General features: G+C 55.2%; 1 protein-coding gene. It reads right to left on the bottom strand.

The window, feature by feature from the left end; translation table 11 throughout:
* On the bottom strand, positions 1–322 hold a 322-nt coding region (locus CVH10_RS18415; protein WP_369335870.1), incomplete at its 3' end, for a HupE/UreJ family protein.
* Positions 323–357: the final 35 nt, after the last annotated feature.

Below are 357 nucleotides of genomic sequence, written 5' to 3'. Positions count from 1 at the left end.
CCAAGGCAGCAACTTGCCCGATCTCCACGCCTAGGTTGAAGCTCAGGATGCGAATCAGCATCGACGTGTTGTCGTCGCCCAGCGGAAGCTGCTGCAGGCGCGACGACAGGCCGAACCCGTGGAGCAAGCCGAACGCGAATACGGCCTTCAACAGATTGGGTGACTTCATATCGAAGTACTTCTGGAACCCCCCGTTGTTGTCGAATCCCTTGTAGATCACGCTGATCGCGATGATCGCGTCCACCAAGTAGTAGTTCCAGGTGATCCTGAAGTAGGTGGCAAAGACAAGCGTGATGCAGTGGCCCAGCGTGAACACCGTCACGAACTTTGTCACGTCCTTGAAATTCGTGAGAAAGA

Source organism: Halomonas sp. ND22Bw (genome assembly GCF_003011945.1).
Classification (GTDB): domain Bacteria; phylum Pseudomonadota; class Gammaproteobacteria; order Pseudomonadales; family Halomonadaceae; genus Halomonas; species Halomonas halophila.
Note: the sequence above shows the minus strand (reverse complement) of the source record. Positions and strands in the feature narration are given on the sequence as shown.